19 protein-coding genes and 1 pseudogene are annotated in these 20,906 nt (G+C 71.1%); 9 read left to right on the top strand and 11 right to left on the bottom strand.

The annotated features are described in order from the left end of the window. The 4 genes and pseudogenes from AWZ10_RS18620 to AWZ10_RS18635 form a co-directional block, all read right to left on the bottom strand. A pseudogene (locus AWZ10_RS18620) lies at positions 1 to 222 on the bottom strand (MFS transporter); the annotation flags it as partial. 347 nt (positions 223 to 569) lie between these two features. After that, positions 570 to 1,679 (bottom strand): carbohydrate kinase family protein, encoded by a 1,110-nt coding sequence (locus AWZ10_RS18625; RefSeq protein ID WP_046709603.1) that lies wholly within the window; start codon positions 1,677 to 1,679, stop codon positions 570 to 572. Positions 1,680 to 2,326: 647 nt separating this feature from the next. Beyond that, positions 2,327 to 3,628 (bottom strand): glucarate dehydratase family protein, encoded by a 1,302-nt coding sequence (locus AWZ10_RS18630; RefSeq protein WP_060891611.1) that lies wholly within the window; start codon positions 3,626 to 3,628, stop codon positions 2,327 to 2,329. Continuing rightward, positions 3,625 to 4,656 (bottom strand): 5-dehydro-4-deoxyglucarate dehydratase, encoded by a 1,032-nt coding sequence (locus AWZ10_RS18635; protein ID WP_052769612.1) that lies wholly within the window; start codon positions 4,654 to 4,656, stop codon positions 3,625 to 3,627. Before AWZ10_RS18635 ends, AWZ10_RS18630 begins: the two co-directional genes overlap by 4 nt. Positions 4,657 to 4,822: 166 nt before the next feature. On the opposite strand from AWZ10_RS18635, the gene AWZ10_RS18640 reads away from it, so the two are divergent. The 7 genes from AWZ10_RS18640 (at position 4,823) to AWZ10_RS18670 (ending at position 10,791) form a co-directional block, all read left to right on the top strand. Next, the gene (locus tag AWZ10_RS18640; protein ID WP_060891612.1) at positions 4,823 to 5,614 is read left to right on the top strand and encodes an IclR family transcriptional regulator; all 792 of its coding nucleotides are present in this window, start codon (positions 4,823 to 4,825) and stop codon (positions 5,612 to 5,614) included. 228 nt (positions 5,615 to 5,842) lie between these two features. Beyond that, positions 5,843 to 6,901, top strand: a complete 1,059-nt coding sequence (locus AWZ10_RS18645) for a PhoH family protein (RefSeq protein WP_078935397.1) — start codon at positions 5,843 to 5,845, stop codon at positions 6,899 to 6,901. Between the two features lie 12 nt (positions 6,902 to 6,913). Continuing rightward, positions 6,914 to 7,411 (top strand): rRNA maturation RNase YbeY, encoded by a 498-nt coding sequence (gene ybeY / locus AWZ10_RS18650; RefSeq protein WP_033530060.1) that lies wholly within the window; start codon positions 6,914 to 6,916, stop codon positions 7,409 to 7,411. Beyond that, positions 7,408 to 8,715, top strand: a complete 1,308-nt coding sequence (locus AWZ10_RS18655; RefSeq protein ID WP_046705514.1) for a hemolysin family protein — start codon at positions 7,408 to 7,410, stop codon at positions 8,713 to 8,715. Before ybeY ends, AWZ10_RS18655 begins: the two co-directional genes overlap by 4 nt. Further along, on the top strand, positions 8,712 to 9,071 hold the full coding sequence (locus tag AWZ10_RS18660; protein ID WP_060891613.1) for an MmcQ/YjbR family DNA-binding protein: 360 nt from the start codon (positions 8,712 to 8,714) through the stop codon (positions 9,069 to 9,071). The genes AWZ10_RS18655 and AWZ10_RS18660 overlap by 4 nt, the downstream gene beginning before the upstream one ends. Positions 9,072 to 9,120: 49 nt before the next feature. Then, entirely contained in the window at positions 9,121 to 9,474 is a 354-nt protein-coding gene (locus AWZ10_RS18665; protein ID WP_046705516.1) for a cytidine/deoxycytidylate deaminase family protein, read from the top strand. Between the two features lie 840 nt (positions 9,475 to 10,314). Continuing rightward, positions 10,315 to 10,791, top strand: coding sequence for a hypothetical protein (locus AWZ10_RS18670; RefSeq protein WP_046705517.1), 477 nt, complete (start codon positions 10,315 to 10,317; stop codon positions 10,789 to 10,791). Positions 10,792 to 10,871: 80 nt separating this feature from the next. Here AWZ10_RS18670 and AWZ10_RS18675 read toward each other — a convergent pair whose 3' ends face one another. Both AWZ10_RS18675 and AWZ10_RS18680 read right to left on the bottom strand, forming a co-directional pair. Further along, the gene (locus tag AWZ10_RS18675; protein WP_037699828.1) at positions 10,872 to 11,210 is read right to left on the bottom strand and encodes a P-II family nitrogen regulator; all 339 of its coding nucleotides are present in this window, start codon (positions 11,208 to 11,210) and stop codon (positions 10,872 to 10,874) included. Beyond that, complete coding sequence (locus tag AWZ10_RS18680; protein ID WP_046705518.1) at positions 11,207 to 12,556, bottom strand: ammonium transporter; 1,350 nt, start codon at positions 12,554 to 12,556, stop codon at positions 11,207 to 11,209. The genes AWZ10_RS18675 and AWZ10_RS18680 overlap by 4 nt, the downstream gene beginning before the upstream one ends. 154 nt (positions 12,557 to 12,710) lie before the next feature. Between AWZ10_RS18680 and era the strand changes: the two genes are divergently transcribed. Together era and AWZ10_RS18690 are read left to right on the top strand one after the other, a co-directional pair. Beyond that, positions 12,711 to 13,673 carry a GTPase Era gene (era, locus tag AWZ10_RS18685; protein ID WP_173531534.1) on the top strand — a complete coding sequence of 321 codons (963 nt, stop codon included), beginning with the start codon at positions 12,711 to 12,713 and terminating at the stop codon, positions 13,671 to 13,673. A gap of 77 nt (positions 13,674 to 13,750) precedes the next feature. Then, a complete protein-coding gene (locus tag AWZ10_RS18690; protein WP_060891614.1) occupies positions 13,751 to 14,461 on the top strand; it encodes a bleomycin resistance protein in 711 nt (236 codons plus the stop codon). A gap of 81 nt (positions 14,462 to 14,542) precedes the next feature. On the opposite strand, the gene AWZ10_RS18695 is transcribed toward AWZ10_RS18690, so the two are convergent. The 5 genes from AWZ10_RS18695 to AWZ10_RS18715 form a co-directional block, all read right to left on the bottom strand. Next, positions 14,543 to 16,483: a protein-arginine deiminase domain-containing protein gene (locus AWZ10_RS18695; protein WP_060891615.1), complete on the bottom strand. Its 1,941-nt coding sequence runs from the start codon at positions 16,481 to 16,483 to the stop codon at positions 14,543 to 14,545. Between the two features lie 194 nt (positions 16,484 to 16,677). Continuing rightward, on the bottom strand, positions 16,678 to 17,931 hold the full coding sequence (locus AWZ10_RS18700) for an MFS transporter (protein ID WP_060891616.1): 1,254 nt from the start codon (positions 17,929 to 17,931) through the stop codon (positions 16,678 to 16,680). Then, on the bottom strand, positions 17,928 to 19,253 hold the full coding sequence (locus AWZ10_RS18705; RefSeq protein WP_060891617.1) for a GH1 family beta-glucosidase: 1,326 nt from the start codon (positions 19,251 to 19,253) through the stop codon (positions 17,928 to 17,930). The genes AWZ10_RS18700 and AWZ10_RS18705 overlap by 4 nt, the downstream gene beginning before the upstream one ends. An 88-nt stretch (positions 19,254 to 19,341) precedes the next feature. Next, positions 19,342 to 19,608, bottom strand: a complete 267-nt coding sequence (locus AWZ10_RS18710) for a protealysin inhibitor emfourin (protein ID WP_046705524.1) — start codon at positions 19,606 to 19,608, stop codon at positions 19,342 to 19,344. Positions 19,609 to 19,667: 59 nt separating this feature from the next. Next, the gene (locus AWZ10_RS18715) at positions 19,668 to 20,738 is read right to left on the bottom strand and encodes a M4 family metallopeptidase (RefSeq protein WP_046705525.1); all 1,071 of its coding nucleotides are present in this window, start codon (positions 20,736 to 20,738) and stop codon (positions 19,668 to 19,670) included. Positions 20,739 to 20,906 lie beyond the last annotated feature (168 nt).

A 20,906-nucleotide genomic window follows, 5' to 3' on the forward strand; every position in this document is an offset into this window, starting at 1 on the left:
GAGGCGGCGGGGGCCGAGCCGTGCCACGTGGGCGGCGAGCGTGAAGCCCGCCGTGGCCGAACCCAGCAGCAGGGCACTGCCGACGGCGCCCGCCTCGGTGGTGGTGAGGGGGAGGGCCGCGTCGAGTCTGCCCACGGTGGTGGGCAGGAGGTACGCGGCGAGGTACCCGGCCGTGAAAAGGGCGACGAGGGGCCAGGGCGGGGTGGTGGTGCGGGGGGACACGGGCGTTCCTGGACGTGCGAAGGTGCGGCTCGATGAGCTCGATGAGGGGGTTGGGCGGCTGGCTGTCGACGGACAGGGACGCGCGGAGAATTAGTATCACGTCGCGTTTGGGGCGGGAATTGCTGGGTAGTAGTGAGGGCTTTCGGGGTGCTGGGTGGGTACTTCGGCTGCGGGCGGGTGGGGCTTCTCGCCTAGTCCTCGCGCCCCTTGACGGCATGGGTCGCGCCCGGGTTTTCAGGGGCGCGGGGGCCTGAATCCTTCAGGGGCGCGGGGAACTGCGCGACCAGCCCCCACTCACCCGCACTCGCCCGACTGCACGCAGCCCCGAGCCATGAGGCGCCGGGCCGTCAGGCAGAACGGCGGAAGCCGATCGTGGGGACTGCCCGGCGCAGCGGCCAAGGGCTGACGTGGTCCTTCGGGAGGAGGTCCGCGAGGAAGGCGTACCGGCGCAGGGCCGCGGGGTCCTGGCCGTCCAGGGACTGCACCCGGCGCCACCACGCGGCGAGCTCGGCCCAGCCGGGAGCGGACAACGACCCCCCGAACTCCTGCACCGACAGCGCGGCGGTCAGGCCCGCGAAGGCCAGCCGGTCCGCCAGGGGCCAGTCCGCCAGGGTGCCGGTGACGAATCCGGCGACGAACACGTCACCCGCGCCCGTGGGGTCCATGGCCTCCACGGCGATCGCCGGCACCTCCGCCGTCTCGCCGGTCCTGCCGTCCACCGCGTACGCGCCTTCCGCGCCCAGCGTCACCACGGCCACCGGCACGTGGTCGGTGAGGGCGCGGGCGGCGGCCCGGGGGCACTCGGCGCCGGTGTACCGCATCGCCTCCTGCGCGTTGGGCAGGAACGCCTCGCAATGGGCGAGATCCGCGAGACCCGCCAGGTCCCAGGCGCCGGTCTCGTCCCAGCCGACGTCCGCGAAGATCCGGGTGCCCTCGTCGGCGGCCCGCTCGATCCAGGGAGCGCGTACGCCGGGCGTGAGGGAGGCGACGGCGGCGCGCGCGTGGGGCGGGTTCTCCGCCTCGGACTGCTCCGGGGGCGCCGCGTGGCCGTGCGAGACCATCGTGCGTTCGCCCTCGTACGCCATGGAGACCGTGACCGGGGAGTGCCAGCCGGGGACCGTACGGGAGGTGGAGAGGTCGATGCCCTCGCCCTGCTCCAGGGCGTCCCAGCAGTACTCGCCGTAGTGGTCGTCGCCGAAGGCCGCCGCGAGGGAGGTCTTCAGGCCCAGCCGGGCCAGGGCCGTGGCCATGTTCGCCACACCGCCGGGGCTCGACCCCATCCCGCGTGCCCAGGACTCGGTCCCGCGCACCGGGGCGGAGTCGAGCCCGGTGAAGATGATGTCGAGGAAGACGGTGCCTGTCAGATAGACGTCCCAGGGCGGGTCGTCCGGTGCTCTCAGGGACCTCAGCGGGTCGACCTGGGGCCGGTGCGGTCGCTCTCCCTTGAACACGGTCACGATGTGCTCCCTGGCGTGGTGCGGATCCAGCCAGTCTGCACCAAACGCTCCGCGGGGGGTGCGGGTCACGCCGGGGTGTGCCCCGGTGCGTTGTGTGGGTGTGGGGCCCGTCTCCAGGGGCTGCCGCCCCTTTGACCCCGCTGGTTTCGCCTTCCAGCTCGGTTCCAGAGGGATTCTGGCGGGTGCGGGTCCGGTGGGGGCTGGTCGCGCAGTTCCCCGCGCCCCTGAAAAGCAGGGGCTGCGCCCCGTGCTTTTCGGCCCACAGGCCCTCAGGCCCTCAGGCCCTCAGGCCCTCAGGCCCTCAGGCCCTCAGGCCCTCAGGCCCTCAGGCCCTCAGGCCCTCAGGCCCTCAGGCCCTCAGGCCCTCAGGCCCTCAGGCCCTCAGGCCCTCAGGCCCTCAGGCCCTCAGGCCCTCAGGCCCTCAGGCCCGTCGCCCTTCGGGCCCGCAAAACCCTTGGCTCTCAGGCCCGCAAGGCCGTCGCCTTTGAGGCCCGCAAGCTCGTTGCCCTTGAGGCCCCCAGGACCGGTTGCCTCTCAGGCCCCCGGGACCGTCGCCTCTCAGGCCCGCAGGGCCTGGTCTTTCAGGGGCGCGGGGAACTGCGCGACCAGCCGCCACCGGACCCGCACCCGCCGACAAACGCGCGGCGCTACCAGCGCGGTACCGTCGGCGTCACCCACCCCGGATCGGCGACCCGCATCGCCGCCGCGTCGTCCCGGTCCTTCAACGCCCCGTCATCGCCCAGCCACCGCCGATGCAGGAACGCCAGCTTCTCCCGGTCGAGTTCGACCCCGAGCCCCGGCGCGTCCGACACCCGTACCGCCCCGTCCTCGAACGTGAGTCGCGAGGTGAGGACATCCTCCGACTGCCACGGATAGTGCGAGTCGCAGGCATGGTGGAGGTCGGGCACCGTGGACGCCACATGCGTCATCGCGGCCAGGCTGATGCCCAGATGGGTGTTGGAGTGCATGGACACACCGACGCCGAACGTACGGCAGACGGCGGCCAGTTCGCGGGTGTTGCGCAGCCCGCCCCAATAGTGGTGGTCGGAGAGGACGACCTGCACGGCGCCCTTCGTGAACGCCTCCTCGATCTCCGCGAAGGTGGTCACGCACATGTTGGTGGCCAGGGGCACATCCGTCCGCGCCGCGACCTCGGCCATCGCGGACGTCCCGAGCGCCGGGTCCTCCAGGTACTCGAGTACGTCCGCCAGCTCGTCCGCGACCTTCAGCGAAGTCTCCACGGACCAGGCCCCGTTCGGGTCCAGCCGCAGCGGATGCCCGGGGAACGCCTCGGCCAGGGCACGGATCGCGGCGATCTCCTCCTCCGGCGGGAACACGCCCCCCTTCAGCTTGAACGACGTGAACCCGTACCGCTCCTTGAACTTCCGGGCCTGCTCCACGACCCCGGCCGGGTCCACGGCCGCCCCCCAGTCGTCCTTCTCGCAGGCGACGCCGTCGGGGTGGTCCGCCCACTTGTAGAAGAGGTACGCGCTGTACGCCACGGTGTCCCGCACCTTGCCGCCGAGCAGCGCGTGCACGGGCAGCCCCAGCGCCTTGCCGAGCGCGTCGAGACAGGCGACCTCGAACCCCGACACGACCGACAGCCGCAGCTTGTCGGCGGTCTGGACACCGCGCAGCCCGCCCACGTCGACCTGCCCGGAGACCCGTGATCCTTCGACCGCCACCTCGTCGGCGAGGGCGAACAGCCCGTTCAGATCGCTGACCCGGCGGCCCACCAGCTTCTGCGCGAACGGCCGGGCCAGCTCCAGGTACTTGGTGTCGCCGTACGTCTCGCCGACGCCGGTGGTCCCGTCGGCGGTCACGACCTCCACGATGAGCCGCGGGGTGTACGGCTGGTGCACGCCCTGTGTGTTCAGCAGCGGCGGGTCGGCGACCAGGACCGGGGTCAGCCGGACCTCGGTGACGGTCAGGTCGCGGGGCGCGGTCACAGGGCGACTCCTACGGTCGGGACGGCGGATACGGTCGGGACGGCGGACTGCGCGGGGGTGAGATCGCAGACGAGGGCCAGGCCGTCGGCCAGGAGCTTCTCCAGGTCGGCGAGGTCGGCGGACGAGGGGTCGGTGAGCGGGGCGCGTACGGGGCCGACGGGGCGACCGCGCAGCCGGGCCGCCGCCTTGACCAGTGATACCGCGTACCCGGGCCGACGGTCGCGCAGCTCGACGAGCGGGACGTAGAACTCGCGGAGCAGCCTCTCCACCGCCCGGTCGTCGCCATGCCGCAGCGCCCCGAAGAAGGCGCCGGCGATCTCGGGTGCGAAGGCGTGCACGGCGGAGGAGTAGGCGGGGACTCCCACGGCGGCGTACGCGCGGGCCTGCATCTCGGCAGTGGCGGCGCCGTTGAAGAAGAGGAAGCCCTCGGGTGCGGCGAGGGTGAGACGCTGGAGCCGGTCGAGGTCGCTGTGGCCGTCCTTGAGCCCGATGACGTTCGGGATGCGGGCGATCCGGCGGAGCGAGGCGGCGGTGAAGGCGACCTGGCCGCGCTGATAGGCGATGAGGGGCAGCCGGGTGCGGGAGGCGATCTCCTCCAGCTGCCGGACCAGCCCCTCCTGCGGGGCGGCGACCAGATAGTGCGGCAGCACAAGCAGTGCGTCGGCGCCCGCCTCCTCGGCGATCCGCGCGAACCGTACGGCCTGCGCCCACCCGTAGCCGATGCCCGCGACGACGGGCACCCGGCCCGCCGCGACCTCCACGGCGGCGGTCACGACCTGCCGGTACTCGTCCTCGTCGAGCGAGAAGAACTCGCCGGTGCCGCAGGCGGGGAAGACGGCGCCGGGAGCGGTGGCCACCTGTGCGTCGAGGTGCGCGCGGAAGCCGTCGAGGTCGAGGGAGCCGTCGGCGTGGAAGCTGGTGAGGGGGAACGACAGGACGCCGTTCGCCATGCCGTGCCGCAGCCGCCGGACCGTGTCCGCGCCGGGATCCGCTGCCGGGCCAGTTGCCGGGTCCGTGTCGAGGGCCACGCGCACCGTCTTCCTGTGAAGAGACCGAAGAGAGATCGAAGAGCGACCGAAGAGCGACCGAAGAGGCTGTCGCCGCCTGAAAGGCTATCTATATATGAAGACAGAGATTAGATAGGTGAACAGTGGGCGTCAAGAGGGCCGTCGCCGCCCCGCTTACGATCGGCACATGTCGGAGACAGACGGCGCCGGGGGCGTCCGCGAGGTGAAGTCGGCGGCGCGCACGGTCGACCTGCTGGAACTGCTGGCCGCGCGCGGCGACCGCCCCGCACGCCTCCAGGAACTGGCCGACGAACTCCAGGTCCCGCGCAGCTCGATGTACGCCCTGCTGCAGACCCTCATCGGCCGGGGCTGGGTCCGCACGGACACCACCGGCTCCCTCTACGGCATCGGCATCCGCGCCCTGCTCACCGGCACCAGCTACCTGGACTCCGACCCGCGCGTACGCGCCGTACGGCCCTACCTCGACGAGGCGTCCGAGGCTCTCGGCGAGACCATCCACCTCGCCCGTCTCGACGGCGCGGACGTCGCGTACCTCGCCACCCGCGAGTCCCACGAGTACCTGCGCACGATCAGCCGCGTCGGCCGCCGCCTCCCCGCCCACGCCGGCGCCCTCGGCAAGGCCCTCCTCGCCGAACGCCCCGACACGGACCTCCCCGAGGGCCCCTACGAGGCGCTCACCCCCCGCACCCACACCACCCGCGACGCCCTCGCCGCCGACCTCGCCGGCGTCCGCGCCCGCGGCTACGCCGTGGACCGGGAGGAAGGCGTCCCGGGCATCATCGGCTTCGGCTTCGCCCTGCGCACCGACACCCCCGCCAAGGACGCCATCAGCTGCTCGGTACCGGTGGCCCGACTGATCCCGGAACACGAGCACCGGATCGTGGATGTGATGAGAGAGATCCGCGCGAAGATCGAGACGACGACCCCGGGAGGGGCCGGGACGCCGATCTGGCGCTGAGGGGCCACAGGTCCTCCAGCGGCGCGGGGCTGTGTCGATGTGCGGCTCCGCAGAGTGGCCGCGACCAGCCGCGACCGACCCGCGGCCCGAGGAGCACGGCGACGAGCCCCGGGCTCTCCCGTAAAAGCCCTACAGCCCTGTCAGTCCCCCGGCGTACCCTTGGGTCACAAGCGCAGGCCACCACCTGCGAGTCGCCCCAAGGAGGACGTGCGGCCTACGAGCCGGCCCATGACTCAGACACCCACAGCTCCCAGCCCCGCGCAGGGCAAGGCGAGAGCACAGTTCACCGTCCCCGCGGCGCACCCCATGGTGACCGTGCTGGGTTCCGGCGACTCCCTCCTGCGCGTGATCGAGAAGGCCTTCCCGGCGGTCGACATCCATGTCCGGGGCAATGAAATCAACGCACTCGGCGAGCCGGCGGAAGTGGCTCTCGTCCAGCGCCTGTTCGACCAGATGATGCTGGTGCTCCGCACCGGACAGCCGATGACGGAGGACGCAGTGGAACGCTCGATCGCCATGCTGAGGGCGAGCGAGAACGGGAAGAGCGACGGCCAGGAGACCCCGGCCGAGGTCCTGACGCAGAACATCCTGTCCTCGCGCGGCCGCACCATCCGCCCCAAGACGCTCAACCAGAAGCGGTACGTCGACGCCATCGACAAGCACACCATCGTCTTCGGCATCGGCCCCGCCGGCACCGGCAAGACCTACCTGGCCATGGCCAAGGCCGTCCAGGCCCTGCAGTCCAAGCAGGTCAACCGCATCATCCTGACCCGCCCGGCGGTCGAGGCCGGCGAGCGCCTGGGCTTCCTGCCCGGCACGCTCTACGAGAAGATCGACCCCTACCTGCGCCCGCTGTACGACGCGCTGCACGACATGCTCGACCCCGACTCGATCCCCAGGCTCATGGCCGCCGGGACGATCGAGGTCGCGCCCCTGGCGTACATGCGAGGCCGTACGCTCAACGACGCCTTCATCATTCTCGACGAGGCCCAGAACACCTCGCCCGAGCAGATGAAGATGTTCCTCACCCGCCTCGGCTTCGAATCGAAGATCGTGATCACGGGTGACGTGACGCAGGTCGACCTGCCCAACGGCACGAAGTCCGGTCTGCGCCAGGTCCAGGACATCCTGGAGGGCCTCGACGACGTGCACTTCTCCCGGCTGTCCTCGCAGGATGTCGTACGGCACAAGCTGGTCGGCCGTATCGTCGACGCGTACGAGAAGTACGACAGCCAGAACGGTACGGAGAACGGCACCCGCAAGGGCGCCCGTGACAAGCGGAAGTAGACCAGCACGACCATGTCGATCGACGTCAACAACGAGTCCGGAACCGAGGTCGACGAGCAGGCGATCCTCGACATCGCCCGCTACGCGCTGACACGGATGCGCATCCACCCCCTCTCCGAGCTGTCGGTGATCGTGGTGGACGCCGACGCCATGGAACAGCTGCACATCCAGTGGATGGACCTCCCCGGTCCGACCGACGTCATGTCCTTCCCGATGGACGAGCTGCGTCCGCCGTCGAAGGACGACGACGAACCGCCGCAGGGCCTGCTCGGCGACATCGTGCTCTGCCCCGAGGTCGCCGAGAAGCAGGGCAAGGAAGCGGACACGCAGCACTCCATGGACGAGGAGCTCCAGCTCCTCACCGTCCACGGAGTGCTGCACCTGCTCGGCTACGACCACGAGGAACCGGACGAGAAGGCCGAGATGTTCGGCCTGCAGGCCGCCATCGTGGACGGCTGGCGCGCGGAGAAGGGCTTCACCGGCCCCTCTCCGGCACCGACCGTCTCATGAGCGCGACCCTCGTCAGTGGTGCCGTCGCCCTGGTCGTCGTCGCCTGGCTCGCCGCCTGCGCGGAGGCGGGCCTCGCGCGCGTCTCCAGCTTCCGGGCCGAGGAGGCCGTACGGTCCGGGCGGCGCGGCAGTGCCAAGCTCGCCCAGATCTCGGCCGACCCGACCCGCTATCTGAACCTCGCGCTACTGGTGCGCGTGGCCTGCGAGATGGCCGCCGCCGCGCTCGTCACGTACGCCTGCCTGCAGCAGTTCGACGCGACCTGGGAGGCCCTGGCCGTCGCCATCGGCGTCATGGTCCTCGTCAGCTATGTGGCCGTCGGTGTCTCCCCGCGCACCATCGGCCGCCAGCACCCCCTGAACACGGCCACGGTGGCGGCGTACGTGCTGCTGCCGCTGGCCCGCGTCCTGGGCCCGATCCCGTCCCTCCTCATCCTCATCGGCAACGCGCTGACCCCCGGCAAGGGCTTCCGCCGGGGCCCGTTCGCCTCCGAGGCCGAGCTGCGCGCGCTGGTCGACCTCGCCGAGAAGGAGTCGCTGATCGAGGCCGAGGAGCGCCGCATGGTGCACTCGGTCTTCGAGCTGGGCGACACCCTCGTCCGCGAGGTGATGGTCCCGCGCACCGACCTGGTCGCCATCGAGCGCTACAAGACCATCCGCCAGGCCCTCACCCTCGCCCTGCGGTCCGGTTTCTCGCGTATGCCGGTCACCGGCGAGAACGAGGACGACATCGTCGGGATCGTCTACCTGAAGGACCTGGCCCGCAAGACGCACATCAGCCGGGACGCCGAGAGCGAACTGGTGTCCACGGCCATGCGCCCCGCCGTCTTCGTCCCCGACACGAAGAACGCCGGCGACCTGCTCCGCGAGATGCAGCAGGAGCGCAACCACGTCGCCGTCGTCATCGACGAGTACGGCGGCACCGCCGGCATCGTCACCATCGAGGACATCCTCGAAGAGATCGTCGGCGAGATCACCGACGAGTACGACCGCGAACTCCCGCCCGTCGAGGACCTCGGCGAGGACCGCTACCGCGTCACCGCCCGCCTCGACATCACCGACCTAGGCGAGCTGTACGGCCTGGACTCCTACGACGACGAGGACGTGGAGACCGTGGGTGGCCTCCTCGCCAAGGCCCTGGGCCGCGTCCCCATCGCCGGCGCCTCCTCGGTCGTCGCCCTGCCGGACGAGCGCGAACTGCGTCTGACGGCGGAGGCCGCGGCCGGCCGCCGGAACAAGATCATCACGGTGCTGGTGGAGCCGGTCGGCCCCGCCGGGCCGCCGGAGGAGGAGACGAAACCGGAGTGACCCCCCAGGAGCTGCGTGCCTTCTGTCTCTCCTTCAACGAGGCCGTCGAGGACTTCCCCTTCCGTCCCGAGATCTCCGTCTTCAAGGTCCTCGGCAAGATGTTCGCCCTGACCTGGACGGGCGAACGCCCCCTCAGGGTCAACCTCAAGTGCGACCCCGAGGACGCGGTACGACTCCGCACCGAGCATCCCGGCCTCATCGCCCCCGGCTACCACATGAACAAGCGCCACTGGAACACGGTGACCGTCGACGGAGCCCTCCCCGACCCCGTGACCAGGGAACTGATCGAGGACTCGTACGACCTGGTGGTGGCGGGCCTGCCTCGCGCGCAGCGGCTGCGCCTCGACCACCCCTGAACGCACCCCGTGGCGCGGTGGGCCGACCCCGTCTCCGTATGCTCGGCTCATGACCGACAGCAGCGCGCTCGACCCCGAGGACCGCAAGATCGTGACCCTGGCCCGTTCCGCGCGGGCCCGCAACGGGGTGCCCGAGGGGGCGGCCGTGCGCGACGAGACGGGGCGTACGTATGTCGCCGGAACCGTCGCCCTCGACTCCCTGCGGCTGAGCGCGCTGCGCACCGCCGTGGCCATGGCCGTGGCATCCGGCGCCAAGTCCCTGGAGGCGGCGGCCGTGGTGACCGACGCCGACACCCTCTCCGACGAGGACCGGGCCGCCGTACGGGACCTCGGTGGCCCCGGGACACCGGTGCTGGTGGCGGGACCGGACGGGACGGTACGGGCGACGGTGACGGCGGGCTGAGGGCCGGGCCACCGAGAAGCAGCGAGGGGCCCCGCCAGTTCTTCTGCAGTGTGCGCGTCACCCCGGCGATGACGGCCGTGGTCAGGATCCGGCCGAGGGCGATCAGGGTGTGGACCGGCCACTGAAGGCTGCCGTCGGTCCAGCCCGGGTGTCCGGCAGCCCGTGAGCACGAGTGCCTGTGCCGATGCTCCGAGGAGGTTCACCGCCTCCTCGAACCAGCGGCCCTCCAGTCCGCGGGCGTGGGCAATCTGCGCGCCGCCCAGGTCGAACCGTCCGCACCGGCACCCCATTCCCCGCCCCCGGCGGCCCGGTCGTTCTCCGGCGCCGCCGTGCGCGGATCGACCCGTCGTCCCTCCGGGAACGCGTCCCGAAGCTCACGCTCCGGGCACCCTCAACTCGTCGTACGCGAGCACCAGTACAGGGCGGTGGTCTTCGGCCGTGCGTGCCGGGAGGCGCTCGCCGCAGAGTGTTACGGCCGGTAACAGCCCTCCGGCCTGGGTGGAAAATCATGCGCGGGCGAGTGGACAACCGGGCCGGGGTGTCGGCGAAACCGTGCGGCGCGGGACAGATCGGTTCAACATCCCGGCCCCGCCGGAGAGTTGGCCGGCCCGGCCGTCGATCGGCTTCGGCCACTTTCGCCGGCCCTCGGTGGAACCGGCAGAACATCTCTTGCAATCTTGGGCCGCTCGCGTCTCAATGGAGCCGTTCTCTTGGCGGACTGTCACATTCCGCCGCGCGGCCGCGCATTGCACCGCCCCCACATGGCAACGCCCGTACCGGGACGTACGGGGCTCCCCCAGGCCCCGTGCACCTCCCGTAGCAGGGAAGGGAATTCGCTCGATGAGACGCATACGACTCGGAGTCGGCCCGGCGCTCGCGGCAGGGGCGCTGGCCGTCACCGGCCTCGCGTTCGCGCCGACCGCCGCGGCTGTCACCCCTGACGTCGCGACGATCAACGCCACCTGCACGATCGGCGGTTCCGGAGTGGCCACGCTCACGGCCACACAGGACGGCACCTCCGCCACCGTCACCGTCACCTCCGAGGGGATCACCGCTCCGATCGCCCTCGCCGAGGACTCCATCCAGTCCACGCTCACCCTCGTGAACGCGAGCGGCGGCACCGTCGCCTTCACCGGCACCGAGAACCCGGCGCTGGCCGCCGGTGACGGTGTGGAGGTCGGGCCCCTCACCGGCACCGTCGCCCCCGGCGACAGCCTGGACGCCTTCGGCGGCTCGCTGCAGATGGTGATCTTCGGGTTCCCCGTGACGTGCACCGCCGGCGCGGCACAGTCGCCCGGGCCGTTCGTCTTCGACTGACCTGCCGCACGCGCCTGAGCCACGGGTGAGGGGTGGTGCCGCCCAACGGCGGCACCACCCCTCACCCCGGCTCCGTGGGCTCAGAGCGCGTCGGGGCCCCGCTCGCCCGTCCGCACCCGTACGACCGTCTCCACCGGCAGCGCCCACACCTTGCCGTCGCCGATCTTCCCGGTGTGGGCGGCCTTCACGATCGTCTCGATCACGGCGTCCGAGTCGGCGTCCTCGACGACGATCTCGATCCGGACCTTGGGAACGAGGTCGACCTGGTACTCGGCGCCGCGGTACACCTCGGTGTGGCCGCGCTGCCGACCGTAGCCGCTGGCCTCGCTGACGGTCAGACCGTGCACGCCCCTCTCCTGCAGGGCGGTCTTGATCGCGTCGAGGCGGTACGGCTTGACGATCGCGGTGATGAGCTTCATGCCTGAGCCTTGGCCTTCTGCGTGGAGGACGTGGACGATACGGACGCGCTGACCGGGGCGCCGTGGCCCAGGACGCCGTGATCGTATGCCGTCTCGGCGTGCACCGTAAGGTCGAGACCGGTGTGCTCGTGCTCTTCGTCCGCACGGAAGCCCAGCACCTTGTCGATCAGCTTCCCGATGCCGTACGTGACGAGGAAGGCGTACGCCCCGACGGCGGCCACGGCCACCAGCTGCCTGCCGAGCTGGGCGAGCCCGCCGCCGTAGAGGAGGCCCTCGGCCCCGCCGGTCATCGACTCGACGGCGAAGACGCCGATCAGGACCGTACCGATGACGCCGCCGACGAGGTGGACGCCGACCACGTCGAGCGAGTCGTCGTAGTTCAGCTTGAACTTCCAGCCCACGGCGTAGGAGCAGACGACACCGGCGGCGAGGCCGATGACCAGCGCGCCGAGCAGCGAGACCGAGCCGCAGGACGGGGTGATGGCGACGAGACCGGCGACCGCGCCGGAGGCCGCGCCCAGCGTCGTCGGGTGGCCGTCGCGCTTCTGCTCGACGAAGAGCCAGCCGAGGAGGCCGGTGCAGCCGGCGGCGAGGGTGTTGAGGAACGCGGCGGCGGCCAGACCGTTGGCGCCGAGCGCGGAGCCGGCGTTGAAGCCGAACCAGCCGAACCACAGCAGGCCCGCGCCCAGCATCACCATGGGCAGGTTGTGCGGACGCATGGCGTCCTTCCTGAACCCGAGCCGCGGCCCGAGGACCAGGCACAGCGCCAGTCCGGAGGCGCCCGAGGTGACCTCGACGGGCAGGCCGCCCGCGAAGTCCAGGGCGCCGAGGTCGTCGAGGATCCAGCCGCCCGGCCCCCACACCCAGTGGGCGACCGGAACGTATACGAGCAGCGCCCACACCGGCACGAAGACCAGCCACGCCCCGAACTTCGCCCGGTCCGCGATCGCGCCGCTGATCAGCGCGGCCGTGATGACCGCGAAGGTCAGCTGGAAGGTGGCGAAGAGGAGGGTGGGGACGGTGCCGTGGACGCTGGCGGGGCCGAGGTCGCTCATGCCGATGTGTTCGAGGCCGCCGACGAGGCCGCCGAAGGCGTCGTCGCCGAAGGCGAGCGAGTACCCGACGGCCAGCCACACGATCGTGACCAGGGCGATCGACACGAAGCTCATCATCAGCATGTTGAGGACGCTCTTCGTCCTGACCATGCCGCCGTAGAACAGGGCCAGGCCGGGGGTCATCAGCAGGACGAGGGCGGTGGCGGCGAGCAGCCAGGCGGTGTCGCCGGTGTCGATGGCCGGTGCGGCCAGGGGCGCGGCGATCGGCGCGGCGAGGGTCACGGTCGGCACGGCCTTTCTCAGGCGGGGCGGGGGCTCGTCAGAGGGTCACCGGCGTGCGTTTCCGGACGCGTACAGGTGTGTTTCCGTGACGTTTCGTTGCGTGAGGGTTTCGGAAAGCTCACCATCGGTGCCGAGTGCGGCGGGGCTCCGGGGATCAGGGAGAATGGGCGCCATGAGCGTCCGTACCCAGTCATCCGAGCAGCCGGCCGAGGCCGCCCACCGTGCCGGCTTCGCCTGCTTCGTGGGCCGCCCCAACGCGGGCAAGTCCACTCTCACGAACGCTCTGGTCGGCCAGAAGGTGGCGATCACGGCGGACCAGCCGCAGACGACGCGGCACACCGTACGGGGCATCGTGCACCGTCCGGACGCCCAGCTGATCCTGGTCGACACCCCGGGTCTCCACAAGCCGCGCACGCTGCTGGGTGAGCGTCTGAACGACATCGTCCGCGCGACGTGGGCCGAGGTCGACGTGATCGGCTTCTGCCTTCCCGCGAACGAGAAGCTCGGCCCCGGTGACCGTTTCATCGCGAAGGAACTGGCGTCCATCAAGAAGACGCCGAAGATCGCGATCGTCACGAAGACCGACCTGGTGGACAGCAAGCGGCTCGCCGAGCAGTTGATCGCCATCGACCAGCTCGGCAGGGAGCTGGGCTTCGAGTGGGCCGAGATCGTGCCCGTCTCGGCCGTCGCCGACAAGCAGGTGGACCTGCTGGCCGATCTGCTCGTCCCCCTCCTCCCGGAGGGTCCCGCCCTCTACCCCGAGGGCGACCTCACCGACGAGCCCGAGCAGATCATGATCGCCGAGCTGATCCGCGAGGCGGCCCTGGAGGGTGTCCGTGACGAGCTTCCGCACTCCATCGCCGTCGTCGTCGAGGAGATGATCCCCCGCGAGGACCGCCCCGCCGACAGGCCCCTCCTCGACATCCACGCCTTCGTCTACATCGAGCGCCCCAGCCAGAAGGGCATCATCATCGGCCCCAAGGGCAAGCGCCTGAAGGAGGTCGGCATCAAGTCCCGCAAGCAGATCGAGGCCCTCCTCGGCACCCCGGTCTTCCTCGACCTCCATGTGAAGGTGGCCAAGGACTGGCAGCGGGACCCCCGGCAGCTGCGGAAGCTGGGGTTCTGACCGTTCGGCCATCAGCCGACCATGGCTGGCCCTTCAAAGGGTCGCCTTCTCTGGTCAAATTTGACTAGAGTGGGGGTATGGGCGAGAAGACGATTCCGATCCTTCCGTGTCAGAGCCTCCCACCACTCCTCGACTTCTATGTGGCCCTCGGCTTCGAGGTCGCCTTCCAGCAGCGCAGCCCCAATCCGTACGCCGTGGTGGTGAGGGGCGGGATCGAGCTGCAGTTCTTCGGAATGAGGCGGTACGAGCCGGCCGCGTCGTTCAGTACGTGTTACGTGCGCACGGACGACGTCGACGCGCTGTACGCGGCGTTCCGGGCCGGCCTGAAGGAGGCGTACGGGCGGATCCCGACGCGGGGGCTGCCGCGTCTCGGACCGCTGAAGGACATGTCGTACGGCATGCGGCAGTTCCTGATGACCGATCCGGGCGGCAACTGTGTGCGCGTCGGGCAGCCCACGAGTGAGGACCAGAGTCACCGGCCCGCCCCCAAGGACACCTTCGCGCGGGCCCTGCACCTGGCGTCCCTGCTGGCGGACTCGAAGGACGATCCGGCGGGCGCGGCGAGGGTCGTCGACAAGGTGCTGGCGACGGGGGAGAAGCCGCCGGATCCGCTGCTGGTGCGGCTGCTCGTGCTGCGTGCCGGTGTCGCCGTGCGGCTCGGGGACGAGGAGGCGGCGACGGCGGCGCTCGTACGGGCGCAGGCGGTGCCGCTCACCGGGGAACAGCGGGATGCGGCGCGTGACGCGCTCGTACGACTGGAGGACCTGCGGGACCGGGGTCCGGCGTGAAGGAGCCGCCGCCCCGGTGCTCCGGGGCGGCGGCTCCTGTCGTACGGGGTCAGGTGACGGCGAAGGTCGCCTGTCGGGGCACTAGCGCGTCCACCAGGCCGCCGACGTGTTCCGCAGGGTGTTGGTGCCGCAGTGGATCTCGCCCATGCCGAGGTGGTACGTCTCCCAGTCGTCGATGTACGACACCTTCATGCCGGCGCCGGTGTACGCGGCCGTCACGGCCTCGGTGAAGATGTCCTTGCCCCCGATGACCGGGCCCCACTGGCGCGGGGCGAGGTAGTGGGTGCGGCTGAGGACGATGCCGTTGACGGCGCCGGGGACGTAGGCGCTGGTCATGACGGAGGGCGCCGGGGCCGCCGGGGAGGCCGCCGCCGAGCTGTCGGGCGTCAAGGCGCCCGTGTCGGCCTCCGCGTCGTCGAGCCGGCGCTGCTGGCCGTAGTCCCGTGCCACGTCCGGGAGTTCGGTGCCGGCGCCGAGGCGGGTCAGTCGGGGGAGTCGGATCTTCTCGTCGCCGCCCGACTGCGACTCGCCCACCATCTCCCTGCCCTGGGTGTAGAGCGCCGGGACGCGGACGATCTCGGCGTCCGTGACGCCCGTCTCGCGCTGGAGCACCGCGAGGTTGGCCTCGATGCGGCGCGTGGCGAGGTTGTTGTCGGAGACCAGGTTCTTGGAGGCGAGGGCCTCGGAGATGCTCTCCCAGGGGACGTTCGGCAGGGAGAACATGCTCGTCGAGCCGTGGCCGGCGGCCTTCGCGTCACGCAGGAGCTTGAGACCCGCCGCGGGGTCGGCGATCGCGATCTTCCAGCCGCGCGGGGTGTCGGCGGGCAGGAACTGCACGAACTCGTCGACGTGGCCGACGTGCAGCCAGGACGTGTCGAGGAACAGCGGGTCCTGCAGGCCCTGCGACTTCAGGAACGTCCGCATCACCTTCGCCGGCTTGGAGCCGGTGTCCGGGCGCTGGCCCATGATGATGCGGCCCGCCGGGAACGAGCGGTCGCCCTGCGCGTACGGCGGGATGGTCTCCAGGTTGCCCATGGAGTTGAGCGTCCACTCCTCCGAGTCCTTGGCGCCCGTCACCTGCACGGCACCGATGTTCGGGCCGCGCATCTTCTCGAACAGCTCCCGGCCCGCCTCCCGGTCCAGCTGGGCGGAGCGCAGCATCACGCGCATGGACTGCCGCTTGCCGTCCGTGCCGGTCATGCTGACGTACGCGGGCTCGACGAAGTCCTGCGCCCAGATGTCGCCGTACTTGGTGAAGTTCACCGTCGGCTGGGTGATTCCGGCGCTCTTGGCCGCCTTGTCCAGGCCCTCGCGGAAGGCGCGGTTGAGCTTTCCGTAGTTGCCGCCGGAGACCTTGGTGACCAGCAACTGCTGGGCGTTCTGCAGGTGGTGGTGGGTCAGGAGCGGGGCGACGCGCAGGGTGACGGAGTCGGCGGTGGTGCCCTTGGAGGACTTCACGGTCAGCCGGACCCGGGCCGTCCCGTCCCACTTCGCGGTGTCCCGGATCACGTCACGGGCCTCGACGCCGAACTCGACGCCGGCCTTCAGCTCGGCCCGGGTCAGGCGGGTCTTGGCGGTGACCGGCTCCCACTTCTTGCCCCGCTTGACGAAGACACGGGTCTGCGCGGCGCCCGCCGTGACCTTCACACTGCCCTGCGCCCCGGCCGGGACGCTCGCCATCGGTACGGACCGCACGCGCGCCAGGTCGGCGGCGTCGGCGGTGCCGTTCACCTTCGTGTCGGAGGCGTCGTTGCAGGCGGCCAGCTTGGCGTCCGAGAGGGGCTTGCCGTTCGGGCCGGTCGCCGGGCAACGCTTGGTGTCGTCGTCGATGTTGGGCAGCATCAGCGCGCCCCGGGCGACGGTCCAGCCGTTCTCGCCGGATGTGTCGGTGGTGCCGGTGACGTCGACCTTCCCGTCCCGGTTCGTGTCCACGCGCAGGTCGGTCGGGGGCGCCCCGGCCGCGAACGCCGAGGGCGCCGCCAGCGAGGGCGTCGCGAGCAGCGTGCCGGACACGGCCAGCACGGTTATCGCCTGCCGTGCGGTGCGGGTTCGGGATGGTCTGGTTGAACGCGTAGGCACAGTGCGTCCCTTCGGGGGCGAGCGTGGTCAGCACTGAAGACGGGTGAAAGGACGGATCCGTTGTCCGTGCACCGGCTGTGAAACGCGTGATCTTCAGCACTCCGGCCGCGTGATCCGCGGCACTCGGCCCGCGCGCCCTACTCCACCGTGCGTATCCGCCCCACGAACACCGCCCCCGCCAGCCCGATCACCGCAGCCACCAGGTACAGCGCCCGGTAGCCGCCCAGATACGTCACGATCGGCGCGGCCAGTACCGGGGCCGCCACCTGGGGGAGGGAGTTGGCCACGTTGATGACGCCCAGGTCCTTGCCCCGGTCGAGGGCCTTCGGCAGGACATCGGTCATGAGGGCGAAGTCGACCGAGGTGAACACCCCGAAGCCCAGGCCGAGAAGGGCCGAGGCGACGATCGTGCCGGGCCAGGTCGGCCAGAGGGCGATGACGCCGGTCGCGGCGGCCATCACCATCCCCGACCAGTACACGAACGGCTTGCGCCGCCCCACCCGGTCCGACCACACCCCGGAGACCACCACTGTCGCCAGCAGCGTCGACGCGTTCACCACCGTGAGGATCAGCACGCCCTCCTCCGGATCGGGATATCCGACGCGGTCCCGCAGGTAGAACAGCAGGTAGAGAAGGCCGATGCTGTTGCTCAGATTGATCAGGAAACGCGTCAGCCACGCCCACGCGAAGTCCGGGTACCGCCGCGGGCTCAGCCAGAAGCCTCCCAGGAACCCCCGCCACGACCACACCGGGCGGACCGCCGCCGGCAACCGCGGATCCCGGTGCCCCAGCACGTACGGCAACACGCCCACGAGGGTGAACACCGCGCACGCCGCGTACCCCGCACCGACACCCCCGCCCAGCGTCGCCAGCCCGGTGCCGGCGACCACGCCCAGGATCTGAGCCGCCCCCAACCAGCCGCCCACCGAGCCTCGTTGGAGCCGGGGCACCCGGTCCGGGACCGCCGCGGTGACCGCCGCCCAGGACGCGTTCAGGGTCAGCTGCACCAGACACCAGCCGGCCGCCACGGTCCACAGCCCGCCCGCGCCCGCGAGCAGCAACAGCGACACCGCCCCGCCTGCCGACCCCGAGACGATCCAGGGCGTACGACGGCCCCAGCGGGACGTCGTCCGGTCCGACAGCGCCCCGAACAGCGGCGTGGCCAGCAGCGAGACGACCGCACCGGCGCCGGTCACCCACGCCAGCATCGTCTCCTTCGACATGCCGGCACCGGGCGCGAAGTCCTCCGCCTGGGAGGCCAGCAGGATCTGCAGCGGGCCGTACCAGCCCACCCAGATCGCCCCGTTGGCCAGCGCCAGGGCGGAGGTCCAGCCCCCGCCGACGCGCTCGACGGGCTCGGCGAGGGCGTCCGCCGGCCGTGTCGTCGTCATCCTCTGCTCTGGGCCCGCAGCAGGTCCCGGTACCAGGCGTACGACGCCTTCGGGGTCCGCTCCAGCGTCTCGAAGTCCACGTGGACCAGGCCGAACCGCCGTGCGTACCCCTCGGCCCACTCGAAGTTGTCGAGCAGGGACCACACGAAGTAGCCGCGGATGTCGACGCCCGCCTCGGCCGCCTCGTGCAGCGCGCGCACATGGCTGTCCAGGTAGGCGATGCGCTCCTGGTCGTCGATGCCCTCGTAGGAGCAGCCGTTCTCGGTGATGACGATCGGGGGCAGACGGTCGCCGTAGCGGTCGCGGAAGGTGGTGAGGAGTTCGGTGAGGCCCGCGGGGACGACCGGCCAGCCGAAGTCGGTCGTCGGGGCGCCCTCGATCTCCTTGACCGTGAACGGGAGTTCGGCCGGGATCGTGATCCCGCCGAACTCGATGTCCGCGCCCTCGGGGGCGCCCACGCGGGTCGGCGCGTAGTAGTTGACGCCGTACCAGTCGAGCGGCTCGGAGATGATCTTCAGGTCGGAGCCGATGTCCGTGCCCGGCATCAGCTCGCCGATGCCCTCCGGGTATTCGCCGAGGAGGACCGGCTCCGCGAACAGACGGTTCAACAACAGGTCGTAGAAGCCCGCCGCCTCGACGTCCGCCTGTTCCTCCGACGCCGCCCACGTCGGCCCGTGCGAGTTGGCGATACCGATGTCCGTGACTCCGGCCGCGCGCAGGGCCCGTACGGCCAGGCCGTGGCCCAGCAGCTGGTGGTGGGCGGCCGGGAGCGCGTCGAACATCAGCTGCTTGCCCGGCGCGTGGGTGCCGAGGGCGTGGCCCAGCAGGGTGTGCTCGGCGGGCTCGTTGAGGGTGATCCACTTGGTGACGCGGTCGCCGAGCCGGGCGGCCACGACGGCGGCGTACTCGGCGAACCGCTCGGCGGTGTCCCGGTTCAGCCAGCCACCGGCCTCCTCCAGCGACGACGGCAGGTCCCAGTGGAAGAGGGTCGGCACGGGGCGTACGCCGGCGCCCGCCAGCTCGTCCACCAGGCGGTCGTAGAAGTCGAGTCCGCCCGGGGCGTTCACCCGGGGCCAGGAGATCGAGAAGCGGTACGCCCCCACGCCCAGGTCGCGCAGGAGGGCCACGTCCTCGGGGTAGCGGTGGAAGTGGTCGCAGGCCACCGCCGCCGTCGAGCCGTCCTTGATGTGTCCCGTCCCGGCCGTGAAGGCGTCCCACACGGACGGCTCGCGCTCGTCGGCGGCCCCCTCGATCTGATGCGCGGAGGTCGAGACGCCCCACAGGAAGCCTGCCGGGAACTGGGGTATCGGGTTCGTCGCCATGGGCGGATCATCCGTACCACTGGTAACGGAAGTCAACGCCCGAGGGTGAAGTGCCCGTTAAGCCCCCTCAGCGCCCCTGCGGGGCTGCTCACGCCCCCTCTTTGAGCACCCTTCTGATCAGCTCCCGCTGCTCCTGGGTCAGCCGGGGGTCCGCGCAGTACACGGTGCTGTGGTCCACCGTGATCTCGTACGCGAAACCGTCCGGCACCCCCAGCGGCGGCGAGCCCCGACCGGCGGCGAGCGCGTGCTCGGCCAGGGTCCGCCACTCCTGGGCATCGGGCCGCCCCGCGGTGTCCACCACCGCGTGCCGCTCGATGCCCGCGAAACCGCCCGTGCGCCGCACTTCGATACGCATGGGTCATGTCTAGTACGGATCGGGCCCGAACCACAGCACCGCGATGCCCGGTCCCGGTACTACAGCGTCCGCACGCCCACCTGCTCCCAGGCCTTCAGCACCGCCGTCAGTTCGTCGCCCTGGCCGTAGCGGTCCTTCGCGGCCTTCACCGTGAGCGTGGCGAAGTCGACGAAGAGGGCCTGCTGGCTCAGTTCGCCGCCGGTGAGGACGTCGTACCAGATCCGTCCGGCCCGCTCCCAGGCGTAGCCACCGAGGGCGGTGGCCGCCAGGTAGAACGCGTGGTTGGGGATGCCGGAGTTGATGTGGACGCCGCCGTTGTCGCGGCCGGTGCGGACGTAGCCGTCCATGGTCGCCGGCTGCGGGTCCTTGCCGAGGACGTCGTCGTCGTACGCCGTGCCCGGGGCCCTCATCGAGCGCAGGGCGGTGCCCGTGACGCGCGGGGCGAGCAGCCCCGCGCCGATCAGCCAGTCGGCCTCGGCGGCGGTCTGGCCGAGCGTGTACTGCTTGATGAGGGCGCCGAAGACGTCCGACATGGACTCGTTGAGCGCGCCCGGCTGGCCGAAGTACGTCAGGTTCGCCGTGTACTGGGTGACGCCGTGGCTCAGCTCGTGGCCGATGACGTCGATCGGGATGGTGAAGTCGAGGAAGATCTCGCCGTCGCCGTCGCCGAACACCATCTGCTCGCCGTTCCAGAAGGCGTTGTTGTAGTCGCGCTCGTAGTGGACGGTCGCGTCCAGCGGCAGCCCGTTGCCGTCGATCGAGTCGCGCTCGAAGGACTTCCAGAACAGCTCGTACGTGGCACCCAGGCCCGCGTACGCGCGGTTGACCGTGGCGTCCTTGCCGGGCTCCTCGCCCTCGCCGCGCACCTTCCTGCCGGGCAGATCCGTGCCGTGGCGGGCGTCGTGGATCGTGCGGTGCGGTGTGCCCGCCTCGGCCCCGGCGGGCGCGGCGATGGCCGGGGCGCCGATGACCGTGGTCAGGCGGCGGTGGGTGCGCTCGAAGGCGTCGCGCTCCAGGGTCCTGCGCGCGGCATTGGCGAGCGCCGGGTCCTCGGCGCGGGAGAGCTTGTCGAGGACGTGGGGTGGTACGACGGTGCAGAAGACGGGCTCGTGGCCCCCGTTGGTGGTCATGGCTCGCACGATTGCACTCCGTTAAGGGCGTGTCACTAGGGGCAACCATGATTGGTGAAATGTCGCCGTATGGGTTGCGTTTCGTTGCCTCCGTGTTACTGAGGGTTGGATTCGAGCCGAGGGCGCGCCGTGGCTGCTCGCGCCCGCGCCCGCACGCCGGGGTCGGGC

The organism is Streptomyces europaeiscabiei (assembly GCF_001550375.1).
GTDB classification, from domain to species: Bacteria; Actinomycetota; Actinomycetes; order Streptomycetales; family Streptomycetaceae; genus Streptomyces; species Streptomyces europaeiscabiei.